The organism is Agarivorans sp. DSG3-1 (assembly GCF_046774965.1).
In the GTDB taxonomy this organism is placed as follows: domain Bacteria; phylum Pseudomonadota; class Gammaproteobacteria; order Enterobacterales; family Celerinatantimonadaceae; genus Agarivorans.
This window is the reverse complement of the sequence record NZ_CP177241.1, coordinates 2,165,745-2,182,000: the sequence shown is the minus strand read 5'-3', so window position 1 is coordinate 2,182,000 and position 16,256 is coordinate 2,165,745. Positions and strand designations below refer to the sequence as shown.

The following is a 16,256-nucleotide window of genomic DNA, read 5'->3' as shown; positions in this document are numbered from 1 at the left end:
AAAGAGGAGTAAATACTATGTACCAATTGTTTTTAGAGAACCAAACGGCAGAGCACCATCTAGAAGAAAGCCGACATAGTTACCAGCAACTTGGCATAACTAAGCAAGCAAGATTGCGCTTATTAATGCCTGTTGTCTTATCTCTGGTTGCCGCTTTGCGACAGCAAACCAACAGACTAGTAACAACAACTAAGCCCTAGATCGATTATTCACTATAGAGAGGAAGTGATTATGAGCCACCTGCGAATTCCAGCCACTTGGACGATTCAACGCTCTACGCCATTTTTCACCAAAAACAACGTACCTGCAGCATTGCTGAGCCACCATAATACGGCGGAAGGTGTATTTGGCCAGCTCTGCGTAATGGAAGGTACAGTAACCTATTATGGCTTTGCTGATGCAGAAGCCACTGAGCCAGAAGTAAAAGTAGTAATAAGCGCCGGCAGTTTTGCCACTAGCCCACCACAATACTGGCACCGTATTGAGTTGAGTAACGATGCCCAATTCAATATCAACTTCTGGTCTGCTACCGATAAAACAGGCGAGAAGATGTTTAATAGTAAATAAGCAAAAGCGCTAATAAGTACTAACTTACGTGCTTAAACCCAATAATACCGAGGGCATTAATGCCTTCGGTATTTTATTCAAACTTCAACTCAAGCAACAGTTGTCAGCTTAACTCCCCAGCTGATGTGCAGTAAGCATCGCAGACAACACTGCCTGAGCGCTTACCGGGAATGGCATGTTGTGAATGGTTTCACCATCGGCACAAGAAGCCTCTGCCACACTCAACAGTTTATCTCGGTTAATCTCTTTTACGCCCATGTCCGTGAGGTTGGTTGGTAAACCAATCGACTTACAAAAATCAATCACTTGGGTAGTTTCTTCCAGTGGTGCATTTTCTAACACGAGCTGAGTCAGCGTGCCAAAGGCGACTTTCTCACCGTGGAGTAAATGATGACACTCTTCCAGCTTGGTTAAGCCATTATGAATCGCATGCGCAGCGGCTAAACCAGAGCTCTCAAATCCAAGACCACTTAAGTAAGTATTGGCTTCAATAATGTTCTCTACCGCTTTAGTACTGACTTTGTTTTCAACCGCTACTTTGGCTTTAAAGCCATCGGCTAATAAGGTTTCAAAACACAATTTAGCCAAAGCTTGAGCAGCGCGAGTGGGTGCACCACCCGCCATAGTGGCTTTGCCAGAGTGCATATTCGCGCGCGCCTCAAACCAAGTAGACAGGGCATCTCCCATGCCAGCAACAATTAGGCGAACCGGCGCCGCAGCAATAATGGCGGTGTCCATAATCACCATGTTAGGGTTTGAAGGGAACATCAAGTACTCGCTAAACTCGCCTTCTGGGGTGTAAATCACCGCCAACGCGCTGGTTGGCGCATCGGTAGACGCAATCGTCGGCACAATCACCACGGGCAACTTAGAGTAAAAAGCGACGGCCTTGGCGGTATCTAAGGTTTTTCCGCCGCCGATGCCAATAATGACATCGGCATTAACTGAGCCTGTTTTATCGATTAAGCGGTTAATTTCGTCGCGTGAACATTCGCCATTAAAAACATCAAAATCTACTGCCTGATCATTGAAGCTAGCTTCAACAGTAGCTTGAGTTAAACCCATGACAAAATCATCGGCAATCACTAACGGTTGCTTACCGTAAGTGGAAACATACTGGCCAATGTTATGCAGAGCGCCTTCACCTTGAATGTATTTGCTGGGTGAAATTATAATCTTATCCATGTTGTTCTCCTTACTTGTTCAATGATTCAAATACTTGCTCAACGGCAAATGCACCAGGGTCTTTAACCCCATTCAAGGTATCGCTGTTTAAATAAGAAGAGCGACCGGCATTGGCTTTAGTCATATCTAAAGTGCTATTTGCGCCAGCTTTAGCAGCTTCAACCGCAGCGGCAAAGCCGTTAGCCCCCCAAGCCTCAAAAGCAGGGTAAAGTGCATCAATCATGGTGCGATCACCTACCGCGGCACCGCCGTACTCCATCATTCGCGCTAAGCCAGACTGGAAAGCAGCAACTAAGTTATTTGTCGCGGTGAACTCGCGACCGGCAGCAGTGAAGAAAATGGATAACAATACCCCTGAAGATCCGCCCATTACCGTGGTTAACTGTTGGCCAATCACGGTCATTAACAGTCCCGGCTCATTTAGCGGTAGTTGATTAGCGTCTAACTCAGCCAGCACTTTACGTGCTCCAGAAGCAAAGGTAGAACCGGTATCACCGTCACCTACAATGGTATCCAAGTGATTGAGCGCTGCTTCGTTGTCGATAATGGTGCTGCACACGGTGCGTAATGCGTTTGCAACGGCCTCATTTTGCGAAGGGCTAAATGTAATCTGCGAAGATTGAGATTCACATTGGGTCACCACCACTGTTTGTTTTTTACTTACGCCAGGCCACGCAGCCGTTACGGTATCGCTAAGCAATGCTTGGCGCTTAAGCTCATCAAGCTTCAAGATAGAGATCGAAAACCCCTTCATATCAATGGCGGTCATTAAGGGCGCAGGGCCAATAAATAACTCAGCGTTTTTCCCAAGGTTTGATTCAACAACATCTTTAGTCACCACGTTCATTTCAATCGGTGACAAGCCGCCTAAATTATTAATTAACACCGCATGGCATTCACTTGGACAAGCAGTGAGTAGCTTGTCAGACATAATGCTCACTAGCTCTTTGCACTGGCGTAACTCAATGGTTTCAATGCCCGCTTCACCATGAATCCCTAAACCTAACTCTGCTTTGCCAGCCGCAATGCGGTCTGCACTATCATCACCCGGCAATGTACAACTACTTAAAGCGATGCCAATACTGGCGATAGAATCAATGGTATCTTGCGCAGCTTTTGTCACCGTCGCTAAGTCTTCGCCTTGCTCGGCTACATAACCGGCCACCTTATGAACAAATAGGGTACCGGCAATGCCACGTGGTTTAGGGTTTTCGGGAATAGAGATATCGTCACTCACTATCACCATCTCTACGTTGCGGCCCATTTCTTTGGCTTTCTCACAAGCCAAGCCGAAATTAAGGCGATCTCCGGTGTAGTTCTTAATCACCACTAAACAACCGGCATCGCCAGTCACATGCAAAATAGCGTTTAGTACAGCGTCTACACTGGGAGCCGCAAATAAGTCACCGCATACTGCTGCGGTTAACATACCTTTACCCACAAAACCTGCATGGGCTGGCTCATGCCCAGAGCCACCGCCACAAATAATGGCTACTTTGTCTTTTTGCCAATCAGTTCGAGCAATCACCTTAATGTCATTACCAAAATCTAAGCGAGTTAAGTTGTTGTGCTGCTGCGTATACAAGGTGCCGTCAATCGAGTCATTTACCCACGATTCTCGTTCGTTAATCACTAAATCAGCCATCTAAAATCTCCGTAATATGCTGCTATTCTAAATCTCACAAAAACTGTTTAACTGTATTGCTAACCGTTTCACCGCAAAGATAAGCGCTTGATAAGGCTGTATTGCTTGCCTACCCCAACATGCCATGAGCAGCGCCTATTTGGTGGCAAGCCCAAAAATGGAAACGTTTACATTTAAATGTAAAAAAACAACTGATATAAGCTAACTAGTGGTTTTCTTCCAATCGAGCAGTAAAGCCCGCTTCCAGTACCGAAGCGCTGATAGAAAGCCCAAAAAAGCAAAGCATATGCTTTAATATTGGTACATCAATCAACCAAAGGCCTAAATACAAGGTCTGCAATAATTAGGAACATAATGTGTTCCTGCTCGGCCTTTAAAGCAAACAGTTTAATGTAAACGTTTACAAAAATGTGAGGTTTGGCAAGAATATGTGATGCTAGGGCCATGCCCCAAGGTAAAATATGAAACCAAAACTGGCGTCAAGAAGTGGCGTATCGGTGGCCTGAGCCACTAAAGATTAGCGGTGGGATTCACTGCAGCTCGTTTACATTACTGCTAAAAAAAGGAGGGCACAGAAGCCCTCCTCATTCGCTAAGGTCTAGTAAACAGCTTCTGGTTTCTCTGGCAAAGCAGAAGGTTTTTCAGATACTTGAGCAGGCGTACTTTCTTGCTCTGTCACGCTTAAGGCATCTTGAATAATATTCGAATGGCCTGTCAGTAAATCTTCCAAACAGCCATTGTTTTTATCCACTAACCCCACCTCTTTAAGCATTGCGTCTACCAATGGCGCATTAGCGCGGTAACCTAAAGCGGCTTCAGTCACTTGCTCAGCAAGGCCTTTATTGCCGCCTCCCGAACCACCATCCACTGCTCCACCCTTGCCAGCACCATAACCCTGTAAGATTTTAATGCCCTCTATATTCTCTAAAGGCTTAACCGCACTGGCGACTAGCTCTGGCAGAATTTTTAAAATGGCCAGAGATTTTTGCAACTCTACCTGCTCGTCACGCAAAGTATTCTCAGCTTCGTACATGGCTTGCTTACCGGCAGCCTCTACTGCATAAACTTTCTCATCAGCATCGGCCAGTAGTTTCTTAGCATCGGCTTCGGCTTTAGCTTCAATTAAAATAGCTGATGACTTATCTTGTGCTACTTGCTTCTCAGCTTCTGCTTGAACGGTGATACCCACCGCGTCACGCTCTGCTTCTTTAAGTGCGTCAATTACCTCAATCTCTTTACGACGATTGGCTTCGGCAATTTGGCGCGCAGTGGTTACCGCTTCACTCTTTTCAACCATCAGTTTTTCAGCTTCGGCAGCTTTAGCACGAGCCGCTGATTCTTCTTCTGATTTTTGCGCAACCGCAATTTGTTTGTCTTGCTCAGCCACTTCTAAATCGCGTTCACGCTGAATCGAAGCCTGCTCTAACGCCTTACTCTTATCAATTTCACGGGTTTCAATATCGCGTGATTTTTCGATTTCGGCAGACTCTAGCGCGCGCTCTTTAGCAATCTCGGCTTCACGCTCTTCTTGCTCTTTCATTTCGCGGCTTTTGGCAATCTCGGCTTTTTGCTCAGCACGTTTAAACGCCAACACTTGCTCTTGGTTTAGCTTGGCTTCTTCTTCTTGCTTATTCACTTCAAGAGATTGTTTCTCAGCTTCTAGGTTACGCTGCTCAATCTTGATGCGGTTCTCTTGTTGAATGTCGTTAGTTTCTTTGCGTTTCTCTTCAATGATTTTAGTTAATCGAGCGCGGCCTTCGGCATCAAAAGCGTTGTTTTCATTAAAAAACTGCAAGTCGGTTTGGTCAAAACCCGTTAACGAAACAGATTCCAGTTCTAGACCGTTTTTCTCCAAATCGTTCATCACGTTCTGTTGTACTTTTTGCACAAAATCAGAACGCTGCTCATGCATCTCTGTCATCGACATTTCTGCCGCTACCGAGCGCAACACGTCAACAAACTTAGATTCCATCAGCTTTTTCAGCTCCTCTACTCGCATGGTGCGCGTACCCAATGTTTGCGCCGCCATCGAGATACCTTCGCTGTTAGGCGCTACTCGTAAGTAAAAGTCAGCTTTAACATCTACCCGCATTCTGTCTTTAGTAATCAAGGCGTCTTTCTGAGTCTTTTCTACTTCAATGCGCAGGGTATTCATATTCACCGGAATGGTTTCGTGTACCACTGGCAACACAATAGCACCGCCATCTTTCACCACTTTTTCGCCGCCTAAACCGGTACGTACAAAAGCGGTTTCTTTGGTCGCTCGGGTATACAATTTGGCTAAAATCAAACCAATGGTGAAAAAGGCAATAAGCCCCACACCGACCCAAATTAAGTAAAACATTATGCTATTGCTACTTCCTAAAAAATCCACACTTTATCCTTAATGATCGTTTAATAATTCGTTGAGTTTGCTGGCGGTCCAATATTTTTTATGGCGCTCTAGTAGAACAATGGCGGTGCCCATAGGAAACGAATCATCGCTATCTATAGGTTGCACCATTAAATAGTGTTTTTGCCCATGTTGGTCTACACACACCGCTTCGGCTGGGCTGCCGATGGTAGCGGTACCAATAGTTATTCTGGCTTGTAGACCTTTAAAACCGTGTTTAGATACCGCGCTAGATTGACTTTTAGGGAACACCTTGGCGATGCCTCGTCCTAAAAACCGAGTACTTAGAATCGCAAACACCAGTGCTGCTAGATGGCTAACAAAAGAGGGAAATAACCAATTCCCATTGGAAAGGCTTAAATAGTTCACCGTGAGACCGGCCAAGCCAAAACTGCTTAAAAACAGAATAAGCCACACCAACAATGGCAACTGATGTAGATACAACCAACCCAACACACCTGAGAGCGCGCCGCTATTTACGTCGGCATCCATATCAATATCTATATCAATGGGCAGTAAGTCATCCAGTGTATTTAATAAACTTAAGCCTATTAAAGAACCCAGTATTTCAAATAAGGCCAAGCCCAGTACAAAGGCTAAACAAATTGTAAAACTGGTATTAATATCAGCAACTAAAAAATCGTACATTCAGCATCCTTTCTGCCGTAAACCTACATGTTAAAAAGTGGCACTTTACGAAACAAGATTAACCGCCAGCCATTAATAAATTATTATGGCCACTGTTAACCTTGGTTTTTAATGCTCATATTTTCCCAAAAGAAACATCATGGTTAAATATTCCACAACGCATTTGAGCGATATACATAACGATAAGGGGGAATTAAGGTAAGCGGACAAACTAACAATATAAGTACTGAACCTAACAAGGCGACTGAAACACCACCTTCACCCGCTAAATAAGCCACTTGGCCAATCACTGCAAATAGCAGAACAAAGGCCATTAGCAAGGCTTCTAACCATAGCAGTATCTTCCAAAGCGTTACTGTTGCCAGCGCTTTTTGATAAGCATAACCGTAATAGGGAACTAACAGTACCGCTGTTATGAGCGTTGATAGCAACACCCCAATAGCTGGTTTATCTTGATATACGCTAAGCAAAATATTAGCGATGGTGGCAATTACACCAAGCCAAAAAAATACTTTCCATTTAAGCAACGCACCGACTCCCTTCGAATGTTTTACCTTAAGATTAGTAACATTTAAATCACTAACCTTTATTGACCAAGATTCTACTAAGATAAGCACGGCCTTAATAGACTTTTTTGCTGTTAAGGCCATTTTTGCAATGCAGCGCTTACCCAGTGAGTCGTACGTAATTTTTATAAACTGATGAATACAAAAAAGGCGAATCATATTGATCCGCCTTTATGGCTTGTTTTAAATACTTATCGTCATCAGTAAAGGGTTATTACCATCACCAACAATATTGAGAAAATATTTAGGCGCTCGCTTCATAAGAAAAGTGTTTACCTAGCAGCGCATGGTAGAAATCATTATCAGCTAATACTCCCACCAGCACACCCTCATCAGCCAGTAACACCGGTAACCCTGTTCTATAGCGAATTTCTAAACCTTCACGCATAGACACATCAGCCGGAGCAATCACTTGGCTATCTTTACTTAGGGATTCTATGTTGTCGCCCTCTTGCCACCTATGCAGAGGCAAAAGTTTGTTTCCGCGTGTTACCGATACCACCTGCTTTAAATGATTCACTTCAATGTAGCTTTGATCATACTCGCTCAATACCAGCTTATCGTTTTGGGTTTTAAGCTCACTGGTTTCGGTCATTAAAGAACGACCACACAGCACATTTAGCGGATTAGTATGCGCAACAAACTCTCTTACGTATTCTGTTTTGGGGTTAAGCACTATGTCTTCTGGTCTACCGTGCTGTATTACACGGCCCGATTCCATAATGGCAATTTTGTTGCCCAGCTTTAGCGCTTCGTCTAAATCATGGCTTACAAATACGATGGTTTTGTTTAGCTTACGTTGTAGCTCTAACAGTTCATCTTGTAGCTGGGTTCTTATCAAAGGATCCAGCGCCGAGAACGGTTCATCCATTAATAAAATATCGCTATCCATGGTAAATGCTCGCGCCAGCCCAACCCTTTGTTGCATGCCACCCGATAGCTCATGCGGGAAGTTATCTTTCCACTCGGCTAAGCCAACGAGCTCGAGAGTTTCTTCGGCCAAGCGTCTGCGCTCTGCTTTAGCGATGCCTTGCATCTCTAAACCAAATGCAGCGTTATCTAACACGCTTAACCAAGGCATCAGGGCAAACTTTTGAAACACCATTGAAATGCGATTAGTACGCAAGTGGCGCAAGGCCGCTTTATCACAATTAGCCAAATCAATTGGCTGGTCACCATCTTCAATAGTGAGTGAGCCACGGGTAACCGTATTTAACCCATTAATCGCCCGTAACAAGCTCGACTTGCCCGAACCAGACAAGCCCATTAATACGCAAATCTCACCCTTTTTAATATCAAGGCTAACATCGTGAACCCCTACCACGTCGCCAGTGGCATCGATAATCTCTTGGCGACTAGCGCCTTGGTCCAGCAAAGCTAAAGATTTGGCGGTTTGAAAACCAAACAGCACATCTAAGTTTTTAATACTAATTGCACTCATGCCTATCCCTCTTTGTTCTGGCTAGCGGGGCTTTTACATAAGCGGTCTAAAATAATCGCCACCAATACAATCGCTAATCCTGCTTCAAAACCTTGGGCAATATTCACGGTGTTTAACGCGCGAACTACTGGTTTACCTAAGCCATCGGCCCCTACTAGCGCGGCAATTACTACCATCGATAAAGACAACATAATGCACTGGGTTACCCCTGCCATAATATTTGGCATTGCCGCCGGAAGCTCAACCTTAAGCAGTAATTTCAGTCGGCTAGCGCCGAATGCTTTACCAGCTTCAACCAGTTCAGCTGGTACCCGGCTAACGCCTAAATAAGTGAGACGTATTGGAGCAGCAATGGCAAAAATAATGGTAGAAATAAGACCCGGAACCACCCCTAAACCAAATAGCACTAAGGTGGGAATTAAATAAACAAAGGTGGGAATGGTTTGCATCAAATCGAGAATGGGCCTGAGTATGGTGTATAACCAAGGTTTATGTGCGGCAACAATGCCGATTGGCACGCCTACCAACAACGAAATAGTGGTAGCACTTAGCACCAATACCAGCGTTTCAAGCATCTCTTCCCAGTACCCTAGGTTCATAATCAGTAGCAAGGCAGCTACGATAAATACCACGAGGGAAATACTGCGGTGCAAAAACCACGCTAATAAGGCGGTAACCACAATGGGCACCGAAGGCGGAAACCATTTAAATAGCTCCACCAAAAACATAATTACTGATTCGAGGGTATACGACACTGAGTCAAAAAATCCGGCAGCGCTGTAGGTTAGCCAATCCACGAAGGTGGCCATCCATTCACCTAATGGGATTTTATGCTCTGTAATAAAGTCCACTGTTACTCCTTAATGGTCTGTATTGTGTTGATTAAATTAATAAAATAACGCTAACTCGCTGTGGCAGTTTGCCGCAGCGAGCTAAACGCGAACTAGATGTTTAAGTAAGTTTGTAGCGCTTTGCTAGCATCACTACCGTCACGCGCAGTTACTTGCTTAAGCCATTCAGCAAAGGCTTCAGGATTAGCTTTTAACCAGGCTTTGGCTGCTGCATCAGGCTGTTGTTTGTCATCTAAAATGCTCGCCATCAGTTGGTTTTCCATTTCCAAATTAAAGCTTAAATTTTTAAGCAACTGACCTACGTTTGAACAGGTTTCTAGGTAGCCTTTACGCACGTTAGTGTAAACATTAGCGCCACCGTAGTTAGGGCCAAAGAAGTCGTCGCCACCGTCGAGGTAAGCCATATCAAAATTGCTGTTCATTGGATGCGGCGCCCAGCCTAAAAAGGCCACCCATTGCTCGCGGTCAACGGCGCGTTTTACTTGCGACACCATGCCCGCTTCGCTTGATTCAATCAGTTTGAAACCTTTTAGATCAAAAGCATTTTTGTCGATCATATCTTGAATAAGGCGGTTACCATCATTACCTGGCTCAATGCCATAAATACGACCTCGAAGCTGTTCTTTATGCTTGGCCAAATCGGCAAAGCTATGTACGCCCGCATCGTAAACATATTTAGGTACCGCCAGGGTGTACTTAGCACCTTCTAAATTGGCGCGCACCGTTTCAACGGTTCCTTGCTCGCGATACTTGGCAATGTCGGCTTCCATGGTAGGCATCCAGTTACCTAAGAACACGTCGATGTCGTTGTTGGCCATAGACGAGTAAGTCACAGGCACAGACAACAACTGAGTCGTGGTTTGGTAACCCAAGCCTTTAAGTAGTTCACTGGTAATTGCGGTTGTGGCAGTAATATCTGTCCAACCTACATCAGAAAAACGCACTGTGTCACATTGCGCGGCAGCAACGGTTGAGGCTGAAAAACTCAGTAGTAAAGCGGTACTACCAATAATGGCGCGTTTAATCGGTGTATTGTTCATGACTCTTCCTTTTTAGTCCGTAGTGAGCGTTAGCAGGGCGTACATTCAGCCCCTAACAAATTCTTGCGTGTAGCAAACTACTGGAGCGATCTTCGTCTCCAGTAAACTGTTATGTGTTTTAAGTGTTCTTTGTCAGCGAAAGGCGGGGCGTTGTGCACTACCTGTGCGTTGCTCGGTGTCCCAATTGGGAGCAATCCATGTTGCTGCATCTGAGGCAGCAAGCGGTGAATTACCTAAAATAGCGTCTGCGACTTTCTCGGCGACCATAATGGTAGGAGCGTTAAGGTTACCGTTAGGGATGGTTGGGAATACTGAAGAATCGACCACCCGTAAACCAGCAATCCCCCTAACCTGACAATGCTGATTAAGCACCGCCATTGGGTCGTTATCAGCGCCCATTTTGCAGCTACAAGAAGGGTGATAGGCACTTTCTACATTTTGCCTTACCCAAGCATCTATCTCTTCATCGCTATCAATATCTACGCCCGGTTGAATCTCTTCACCGCGGTAGTCATCCATGGCTGGCTGTGCCAAAATCTCGCGGCTTAAACGGATACAATCGCGCCAATCTTGTTTATCTTGCGCGGTACTCATGTAGTTAAATTCGATGTTTGGTTTGCCATGTGGATCGGCAGATTTCACCCTAATGCGGCCACGACTTTGCGGTTTGTTTGGTCCAACATGTAACTGAAATCCATGTCCGTCAAACGCTGCTTGGCCGTCGTAACGCATCGCGGCAGGCAAAAAGTGATACTGAATATTCGGCCATTTTAAGCCTGCTCGCGAACGAATAAAGGCGCAGGACTCAAAGTGATTAGTCGCCCCTAAGCCATCTTTTAATAGTATCCAGCGAGTGCCAATCAAACCTTTGCTAATTAGCCCTAGTTTACTGTTAAGGGTAATCGCTTGGCGACAAGCATACTGAAAATACACTTCTAGATGATCTTGCAAATTCTCACCCACGCCGGGTAAATCATGCTCTAGGGCAATACCAGCATCTTTTAGCACTGCTTTGGGGCCAATGCCAGACAGCTGCAATAGCTGCGGCGAGCCAACAGAACCCGCCGACAATATCACCTCGTTGTTGGCATAAATCGATTGAATTTTTCCACCGACTTCAATTTCAACACCTACCGCACGCTTGTCTTTTAACAGCACTTTGCGAGTCACCACACCTTGTTTTACGCTAAGGTTTTTACGCTTATTGGCGCTACGTAAATAAGCGTTAGAACTTGAGGCGCGTACGCCTTTGTCTACAGTCATATGCATTGGGCCAAAACCCTCTTGCTGATAACCGTTGTAGTCGCTGGTTTTTGGGTAGCCTGCTTGCTGCCCAGCATCAATAAAGGCTTGGTAAAGCGGGTTTAGTGTCATGTTATTGCCATTACACGTGGCTAGTGGGCCATCGCCACCTCGGTAGGCATCTTCGCCGCCGATCCACGATTCCGCACGACGAAAATATGGCAAGCACTCTTGGTAACTCCAGCCAGCAGCGCCTTGCTCTACCCACTCATCAAAATCGCAAGCATGGCCACGCACATATACCATGCCATTAATCGATGAGCTGCCGCCCAGCACTCGCCCTCTAGGGCAATGTAAGCGGCGATTATCTATGCCAGCTTCTGGCAGGCTTTCAAACTGCCAGGCATATTTATCACTGTTCATGGGGTAAGACAGCGCCGTAGGCATTTGAATGAAAATACTGCTATCACTGCCACCAGCTTCTAGCAGCAAAACCGAGTGCTTGCCCGAGGCACTTAAGCGGTTAGCTAATACACAGCCCGCAGAACCCGCGCCAACAATAATGTAATCATACTTGGTGTTCATTTCTTTCCCTTACGTTCCAACCAATAAGGTGTGCAATTTCCTAGACCCAACATAACCACTGTATCTGGCTTACTCGTAAGGACACTCAAGATCACCCAGTTCAATCAACACACTCTTGTTTTGAGTGTAATGATTAAGTGTTTCAATACCGTTTTCTCTGCCAATGCCCGATTGCTTGTAACCGCCCACAGGCATTTCTGCTGGCGAGCCACCCCAAGTATTTACCCAACAAATGCCCGCTTCTATTTGCGCAATCACCCGATGAGCACGTGATAAGTTTTGGGTAAACAAACCCGCGGCTAAGCCATATTGGGTAGCATTGGCACGCTTAATCACTTCATCTTCATCACTAAAACGTAGAATCGACATTACTGGGCCAAAGATCTCTTCCTGCACTTGCGGCATATCGTCGCTGCAATCGGCAAAAATGGTGGGCTGCACAAAATAGCCTTTGTCTAAGCCATTGGCGGTTTCGCGTTCGCCACCGCATATCAGGCGCGCACCAGATTGTTTACCCGCCTCAATAAAGCCCAGCACTTTGTGCAGGTGATCTTCACAGATAAGCGCGCCAATTTGCGTCGCCATATTGCTGGGGTCGCCAATCTGCAACTTGCTTGTTCGGTGGGCAATCTGCTCAACAAATTGCTCATAAATAGCATCATGAACAAATACCCGCGTACCGTTAGTACATACTTCACCTTGGGTATAAAAATTGGCGAGCATGGCTGCCGATACCGCGTTATCTAACTTAGCGTCATCAAACACAATCAATGGCGATTTACCGCCCAGTTCCATGGTGATGTCTTTAAGGGTGCCGGCTGCATCGGCCATCACTTTTTTGCCAGTGCCTGATTCACCCGTGAAAGACACTTTGGCAATATCGGCATGGCGAGAGAGCATTTGGCCAACGCGGTAGTCACCTTGCACCACGTTAAATACGCCGTCTGGTAGGCCTGCTTCGGTAAAGATCTCAGCTAATTTTAATACTGATAAAGGGGTTTCTTCAGAGGGTTTAAACACCATGGCGTTGCCGGCGGCTAATGCTGGGGCAGATTTCCACATGGCAATTTGAATAGGGTAATTCCATGCACCAATACCAGCGCATACACCTAAGGGTTCGCGACGCGTATAAAAAAATTGGCCATGGCCTAAGTCTTGTTGCTGGCCTTGAATAGCCGCCGCTAGCCCCGCGTAATATTCAATCACATCGGCGCCTGTCACAATATCTACTTCAATAGCTTCTTGAATGGGCTTGCCGGTATCTTTTACTTCTAGCTCAGCTAGCTCGTCGTTGCGTTCACGCAATATAGCAACTGCACGCATCATAATGCGGCCTCGCTCCATACCGCTCATCGCCGACCACACTTTAAAGCCCTGTTGCGCCGAGGCAACGGCACGGTCTACATCGTCAGCCGATGCTTGGCCAACTTCCGCTAATGGCTCGCCAGTGGCGGGATTAGCAGTAATAAACGTGTCAACTGATGTGGCATCAATTGCCTGACCATGGATGTAAAGAGACTTCATTTTCATCAAAATGCCTTGATAATTAATAATGATTGCATAGATAAACGTCAGCTCAAATAAGGCGCGAGCTGCTTTTCGAGATAATCGGAAATGATTTTTTGCGCATTCTCTGGAGAAATACCATCGGGATTTAGCGCGCCCCGTAGCCAAATGCCGTCAATTAAGGCAGCAATACCCTGTGCCACAAACAGCGCTTGCTCGGCGGGTAAGGCTTGTTTTAGTTCATAACGAAGATGCGACAACAAGCGGCGCTCGTTAACCCGCTGTAATCGGTGTAAATCGCTGTCGTGCATCGCCTGCGCCCAAAAGGCCAACCAGGTTTTTACCACTTTGCTTTCTACTTGGTAGCCATCAAAATTAGCTGCCACAATCGCCATAACCCTAGCGGTAACGTTATTAGGGTCTGCGGCTTGTAAGTGCGCGATAGACGTAGCAGATAACCGACGTAACACGGTGCGCATGGTTTCTTCTAATAAACCATGTTTGCCACCAAAGTAGTGATGAATGATCCCTGAAGATACGCCCGCTTTTTTACTGATTAAGGTAACGCTAGCGCCCGATAATCCCACCTCGTCAATCACCGCCATAGTGGCTTCTACAAGTTGCGGTCGGCGTATTTCGGGCATTCCTACTTTTGGCATATTGTTACTTAAATGTTTCTTAATTGAACGTGCAATTAAAAATAAATTTACAGCAATTCAAATAAAAGTCAAAGTTTGCTCAGTGCGTTCAAGGGCAGGCGGGATGGCTTTCAAGGCTGATTTACCGCGAATCTGGCAGCGGCTTTTACTCGTGGCTAAACAAGCCCAAAACAGAGGTTTAAAGCGCCAAAATAAGAAGTGGGAATGATTTCTATTTAGTTATTTCAAGTAGATAGCGAAGTAATTATCGAATGAGAGACCGGCCCAAAAAAGCGGTACACAACAGAAAAACACCAGCAACTAGCCACGCTTAGCCCAGCTAAAAAATGAATACATCTTCACAAAAAAATAATTTGAAAGAAGCGCCTAAAAGATCAAAAACCAAGGTAACAAAGGCTGAGCTTGCTTGCTAAAACAACAGCCCAAGCGCCAGTAAAGGTACCGTAACCACTCAGGTCAAAATACCCTTTTTATGCATCTCATTAAGAATGGTCTCGGTTTTCTCTCTAAAAAGATCGCGCAATAAACGCACCGTAGGCGTAATAGATTGACGACTAGGGCAGACTAACCATAGCTCGGTAGGGGTGGCTTGGTATTGCGGCATTACGCTTAGTACTCGGCCGGCTAATAAGTCGCGCGACATATCAAGACAAGACTTAACGGCAATGCCCTTGCCTGCCACGCACCAGCGCCTGACTAAGTCCCCGTCATTAGATGCTCGATTGCCTTCTAGCTTCACTTTGTGCTTTTGCTGGCCATCGTCAAACTGCCATTCGTCTTGCAAAATATCGTGTAGTTGATACAGCAGAACGTTGTGTTCAATTAGCTTAGCTGGCCCGCTAGGCGTGCCATGTTCAGCTATGTATTCGGGGCTTGCACATACCAACCTGGGTACATCACAAATCTTAAAGCCATACATGTTGGCATCATTCGGTGAGCCATAACGCAGCGCCATATCTACCGAGTCACGATAAAAATCAATGTTGCTGTCACTAATGCTGCTGCGCAACTCCACCTTGGGGTACTCAAGTAAAAACTCATCTAGCCAAGGGGTAATTAAGTTTCGCCCTAAATCAGACGACAGAGAAATTCGAATTTCGCCATCAATAATGCCTAAATCTTCGCGCATATTTAACTTGGCCTGCTCAAGCATTTTTAAAGCTTGCTGGCACTGTGGCAAATAACGCTCACCCGCAGACGATAAACGAAGGTGGCGAGTGGTCCGTATAAATAATTCTGCGCCCAGTGAGGCTTCTACTCTTTTTACTGCCGCACTGGCCGTGGCGGTACGCATATCTAAATTAGTGGCCGCAGCAGTAATACTGCGAAACTCCGCCACTTTTAAAATCACCTGTAAATCTTCAAGAAGCATACTGTCTACCAAAATTTGATAATCAACTATTTATTGTATCGATATTAGCAGCTAATCAAGTAAATACAGCAAACAAGAGCCAAGGCAATAAGCCTGCTTAGCAGAGTAAGCCATCATTATTTTCAAAAACTGTTTGATAATAATTCAAACTAAAGCCTGTTTTTCATTGTCAATTTCGCCACTACTATACTTCCATACCAACAAGGCACTGCAACAGCGGCGCAAAATTAAACAACTGAGGAAGACCCTATGACTACATTAACTATCGTTGCAAACATTGTTGCCAATGCAGACAAAATTGAATTGGTAAAGGCAGAGCTACTAAAACTGATTGAGATTACCCGCGCCGAAGAAGGCTGCATTAACTACGACCTTCACCAAGACAACGAAAACCCAGCGCACTTCACTTTTTACGAAAACTGGACCTCGCGTGAACTTTGGCAAGCACACATGGGCAACCAACATTTAGCCGATTACATGGCAGCCACCGACGGAGCAGTAGCTAGCTTCACCCTAAACGAAATGACAAAAATCGCTTAACTAGGCACACCAAAACT

General features: G+C 45.5%; 15 protein-coding genes. 3 read left to right on the top strand and 12 right to left on the bottom strand.

The annotated features are described in order from the left end of the window. Positions 1–17 precede the first annotated feature (17 nt). Positions 18–200: a hypothetical protein gene (locus ACLD71_RS10200; protein ID WP_137672245.1), complete on the top strand. Its 183-nt coding sequence runs from the start codon at positions 18–20 to the stop codon at positions 198–200. Between the two features lie 31 nt (positions 201–231). After that, a complete protein-coding gene (locus tag ACLD71_RS10195; RefSeq protein WP_411994554.1) occupies positions 232–567 on the top strand; it encodes a DUF1971 domain-containing protein in 336 nt (111 codons plus the stop codon). A gap of 108 nt (positions 568–675) precedes the next feature. Here the strand turns inward: ACLD71_RS10195 and ACLD71_RS10190 are convergent, their stop codons facing one another. From ACLD71_RS10190 to ACLD71_RS10135, 12 genes are all read right to left on the bottom strand, one after another. After that, positions 676–1,752 (bottom strand): glycerol dehydrogenase, encoded by a 1,077-nt coding sequence (locus ACLD71_RS10190; RefSeq protein WP_411994552.1) that lies wholly within the window; start codon positions 1,750–1,752, stop codon positions 676–678. 10 nt (positions 1,753–1,762) lie between these two features. Further along, on the bottom strand, positions 1,763–3,397 hold the full coding sequence (locus tag ACLD71_RS10185) for a dihydroxyacetone kinase subunit DhaK (RefSeq protein ID WP_137672248.1): 1,635 nt from the start codon (positions 3,395–3,397) through the stop codon (positions 1,763–1,765). A 598-nt stretch (positions 3,398–3,995) separates the two neighbouring features. After that, complete coding sequence (locus ACLD71_RS10180) at positions 3,996–5,741, bottom strand: flotillin family protein (protein ID WP_137672249.1); 1,746 nt, start codon at positions 5,739–5,741, stop codon at positions 3,996–3,998. Positions 5,742–5,780: 39 nt separating this feature from the next. Beyond that, positions 5,781–6,437: an OB-fold-containig protein gene (locus ACLD71_RS10175; RefSeq protein WP_137672250.1), complete on the bottom strand. Its 657-nt coding sequence runs from the start codon at positions 6,435–6,437 to the stop codon at positions 5,781–5,783. A gap of 143 nt (positions 6,438–6,580) precedes the next feature. Continuing rightward, on the bottom strand, positions 6,581–7,162 hold the full coding sequence (locus tag ACLD71_RS10170; RefSeq protein ID WP_411994549.1) for a hypothetical protein: 582 nt from the start codon (positions 7,160–7,162) through the stop codon (positions 6,581–6,583). An 85-nt stretch (positions 7,163–7,247) separates the two neighbouring features. After that, a complete protein-coding gene (choV, locus tag ACLD71_RS10165) occupies positions 7,248–8,444 on the bottom strand; it encodes a choline ABC transporter ATP-binding protein (protein WP_411994547.1) in 1,197 nt (398 codons plus the stop codon). A 2-nt stretch (positions 8,445–8,446) separates the two neighbouring features. After that, entirely contained in the window at positions 8,447–9,295 is an 849-nt protein-coding gene (choW, locus tag ACLD71_RS10160) for a choline ABC transporter permease subunit (RefSeq protein ID WP_411994546.1), read from the bottom strand. A 92-nt stretch (positions 9,296–9,387) separates the two neighbouring features. Then, entirely contained in the window at positions 9,388–10,335 is a 948-nt protein-coding gene (locus ACLD71_RS10155; protein WP_137672254.1) for a choline ABC transporter substrate-binding protein, read from the bottom strand. Between the two features lie 132 nt (positions 10,336–10,467). After that, positions 10,468–12,162, bottom strand: a complete 1,695-nt coding sequence (gene betA, locus ACLD71_RS10150) for a choline dehydrogenase (protein ID WP_137672255.1) — start codon at positions 12,160–12,162, stop codon at positions 10,468–10,470. Positions 12,163–12,231: 69 nt separating this feature from the next. Further along, complete coding sequence (gene betB / locus ACLD71_RS10145; RefSeq protein ID WP_411994845.1) at positions 12,232–13,686, bottom strand: betaine-aldehyde dehydrogenase; 1,455 nt, start codon at positions 13,684–13,686, stop codon at positions 12,232–12,234. A 47-nt stretch (positions 13,687–13,733) separates the two neighbouring features. Next, positions 13,734–14,327, bottom strand: a complete 594-nt coding sequence (betI, locus tag ACLD71_RS10140) for a transcriptional regulator BetI (RefSeq protein WP_137672257.1) — start codon at positions 14,325–14,327, stop codon at positions 13,734–13,736. Positions 14,328–14,778: 451 nt separating this feature from the next. Beyond that, positions 14,779–15,699 carry a LysR family transcriptional regulator gene (locus tag ACLD71_RS10135; RefSeq protein WP_411994543.1) on the bottom strand — a complete coding sequence of 307 codons (921 nt, stop codon included), beginning with the start codon at positions 15,697–15,699 and terminating at the stop codon, positions 14,779–14,781. Positions 15,700–15,948: 249 nt separating this feature from the next. Between ACLD71_RS10135 and ACLD71_RS10130 the strand changes: the two genes are divergently transcribed. After that, on the top strand, positions 15,949–16,239 hold the full coding sequence (locus ACLD71_RS10130; protein ID WP_137672259.1) for a putative quinol monooxygenase: 291 nt from the start codon (positions 15,949–15,951) through the stop codon (positions 16,237–16,239). Positions 16,240–16,256: the final 17 nt, after the last annotated feature.

What these genes read in the sequence shown, in the direction of transcription:
- ACLD71_RS10200 (WP_137672245.1), top strand. Translation starts at nt 18, where the DNA reads ATGTACCAATTGTTTTTAGAGAACCAAACGGCAGAGCACCATCTAGAA.
- ACLD71_RS10195 (WP_411994554.1), top strand. Translation starts at nt 232, where the DNA reads ATGAGCCACCTGCGAATTCCAGCCACTTGGACGATTCAACGCTCTACG.
- ACLD71_RS10190 (WP_411994552.1), bottom strand. Translation starts at nt 1,752, where the DNA reads ATGGATAAGATTATAATTTCACCCAGCAAATACATTCAAGGTGAAGGC.
- ACLD71_RS10185 (WP_137672248.1), bottom strand. Translation starts at nt 3,397, where the DNA reads ATGGCTGATTTAGTGATTAACGAACGAGAATCGTGGGTAAATGACTCG.
- ACLD71_RS10180 (WP_137672249.1), bottom strand. Translation starts at nt 5,741, where the DNA reads ATGTTTTACTTAATTTGGGTCGGTGTGGGGCTTATTGCCTTTTTCACC.
- ACLD71_RS10175 (WP_137672250.1), bottom strand. Translation starts at nt 6,437, where the DNA reads ATGTACGATTTTTTAGTTGCTGATATTAATACCAGTTTTACAATTTGT.
- ACLD71_RS10170 (WP_411994549.1), bottom strand. Translation starts at nt 7,162, where the DNA reads ATGATTCGCCTTTTTTGTATTCATCAGTTTATAAAAATTACGTACGAC.
- choV (WP_411994547.1), bottom strand. Translation starts at nt 8,444, where the DNA reads ATGAGTGCAATTAGTATTAAAAACTTAGATGTGCTGTTTGGTTTTCAA.
- ACLD71_RS10155 (WP_137672254.1), bottom strand. Translation starts at nt 10,335, where the DNA reads ATGAACAATACACCGATTAAACGCGCCATTATTGGTAGTACCGCTTTA.
- betA (WP_137672255.1), bottom strand. Translation starts at nt 12,162, where the DNA reads ATGAACACCAAGTATGATTACATTATTGTTGGCGCGGGTTCTGCGGGC.
- betB (WP_411994845.1), bottom strand. Translation starts at nt 13,686, where the DNA reads ATGAAGTCTCTTTACATCCATGGTCAGGCAATTGATGCCACATCAGTT.
- betI (WP_137672257.1), bottom strand. Translation starts at nt 14,327, where the DNA reads ATGCCAAAAGTAGGAATGCCCGAAATACGCCGACCGCAACTTGTAGAA.
- ACLD71_RS10135 (WP_411994543.1), bottom strand. Translation starts at nt 15,699, where the DNA reads ATGCTTCTTGAAGATTTACAGGTGATTTTAAAAGTGGCGGAGTTTCGC.
- ACLD71_RS10130 (WP_137672259.1), top strand. Translation starts at nt 15,949, where the DNA reads ATGACTACATTAACTATCGTTGCAAACATTGTTGCCAATGCAGACAAA.